The sequence below is a fragment of the Caballeronia sp. M23-90 genome (genome assembly GCF_053574605.1).
On the sequence record NZ_JBSIPA010000751.1, the window covers coordinates 1 to 1765 of the forward strand.

The following is a 1765-nucleotide window of genomic DNA, read 5'->3' on the forward strand; positions in this document are numbered from 1 at the left end:
TTGCATAAGTCGAGCAGGACGCGGCCCCGTCCATGCCGCAGTCCAGTCGGAGTCCAAAGGATCGACTGACTTTCATGCCGGTCTGCAACGAGGGCGCGGCGAGCAGGATGCCCGCCAGACCCGCTGCGGCGGCAGCAGCAAGCGTACCGAGCCCGACTGCAATACCGGCCAAAAGCGGCGTTGACTGGATGAATCCGAAGCGCGCGCCCGATGCGGTCGCGAGCGTCGTTGCGCCGCCGGGCGATAGCGTGGCAATCGTGACAAACAACGCGAGTGGGGCGATCGAGTGGGCAGACATGGCCATCCTTGCAGGAGACCGGAGTGTAAGCACTTGCTGTCCATTAGTGAAACGACGAATCATGATGGCGTCCATTACGAGACATAATGCACCCATGAACCGAAATCTCGACATTACGCTCGTCCGCACATTCGTGGCGGTGGCCAACACCGGCAGTATGACCATTGCAGCTAATGCACTCCACCTGACGCAGGGTGCAGTCAGTCAGCAAATCAAGCGGCTTGAGGAAACTTTCGATTGCCTCCTGTTCGAGCGCGACGGCCGGCGGCTCGAACTGTCGCCCGTCGGCGAGCGTTTCCTCGGCAAGGCAAAGCTGCTGCTTGGCATGAACGACGAGATCTGGAACGACATGACGGCCCGCCCGCTCGAAGGCAAGCTGAAGGTCGGCGTGCCGTACGATCTGGTCGGGACCCATTTCCCGCCGGTGTTCAAGGCGTTCAGCGAGGCTTATCCGAACGTCGAGGTTTCACTCATGTGCGCAACGTCACCGGAACTGATCGATGCGATCGGCGCCGGCTCGCTCGACCTCGCCGTGGTAGAGGAGACCGCCGACGCTGCGAGCGGCGAATGCCTGCGCATCGAGCAACTCGTTTGGGTCGGCGCGCGCGGCGGGAATGCGCATCTCAGGCGGCCGCTGCCTATATCGATGGTCGCCGATTCTTGTTGCTTCAGGCCCGTCGTGCTTGGAGCGCTGCGGGAACGGAGCATCGAATGGCGCACCGTGTTCGAGAGCGGCAACATCGAGGCGACGACCGCCACCGTGCGCAGCGACATGGCGGTCACCGCATGGCTTGCATCGACGATTCCCGGCGACCTCGCAATCCTGCGGGGCGAAGATGATCTCCCGGCCTTGCCAAACTTTGCGATCAGTCTGCGCTTGCCATCGGTCGCGCCCTTCATCGCGCAGGAGTTCGCCCGATATGTGCGCGAACGGTTGGTGCGGGTTTCGTGACAGGGGAGGCAGTTCCCGCTCCGGGGCCTCAGCGCCTGCCGGCTTTATTCATCAACCGTCTCCGGCACGAACACGGGGCCGCAAGGGCTCGTGCGCATGCCACTCGCCAGGCGCTTCCACGGCAGATCGGCGGGATCGGCGGTCATGGGTCCGGGCGCCTTCGCGACAAGCACCGCATGGGCGATGGGTTCGAAATCGGCACGAAAATGCACCGAACTCTTGTTGACAAGCACTTTCATGGATTCCGGCTCGATGCCGGCTACCCGGTACAGATTGCGATCGAGCATCTGCGCCTTGGACGAACTCACGGCGACCAGCACATCGTCGACTCGCAGGCACGCAACGGGACCGAGTTCGGCTTGCATGCCGTTCATCATTGGACCATCGTAGCGGCAACGTCCATCGGAGAGGAACATCACTTCGAAGTTGCCGTTGAACGGTGTATCGCCCGGTACGCCCGACCGGCCTCCGAGCGACAGATCGAGTCGCGCGCCCACGCCGGCCCGATGCGCCGA

2 protein-coding genes and 1 pseudogene are annotated in these 1765 nt (G+C 62.9%); 1 reads left to right on the forward strand and 2 read right to left on the reverse strand.

What is annotated here, in order from left to right; genetic code table 11:
* A pseudogene (locus tag ACRXB1_RS35495) lies at nucleotides 1–298 on the reverse strand (hypothetical protein); the annotation flags it as partial.
* A 94-nt stretch (nucleotides 299–392) separates the two neighbouring features.
* On the opposite strand from ACRXB1_RS35495, the gene ACRXB1_RS35500 reads away from it, so the two are divergent.
* On the forward strand, nucleotides 393–1250 hold the full coding sequence (locus ACRXB1_RS35500; protein ID WP_062001711.1) for a LysR family transcriptional regulator: 858 nt from the start codon (nucleotides 393–395) through the stop codon (nucleotides 1248–1250).
* 44 nt (nucleotides 1251–1294) lie between these two features.
* On the opposite strand, the gene ACRXB1_RS35505 is transcribed toward ACRXB1_RS35500, so the two are convergent.
* A partial coding sequence (locus ACRXB1_RS35505) for an MlrC C-terminal domain-containing protein (RefSeq protein ID WP_449494706.1) occupies nucleotides 1295–1765 on the reverse strand: 471 nt, incomplete at its 5' end.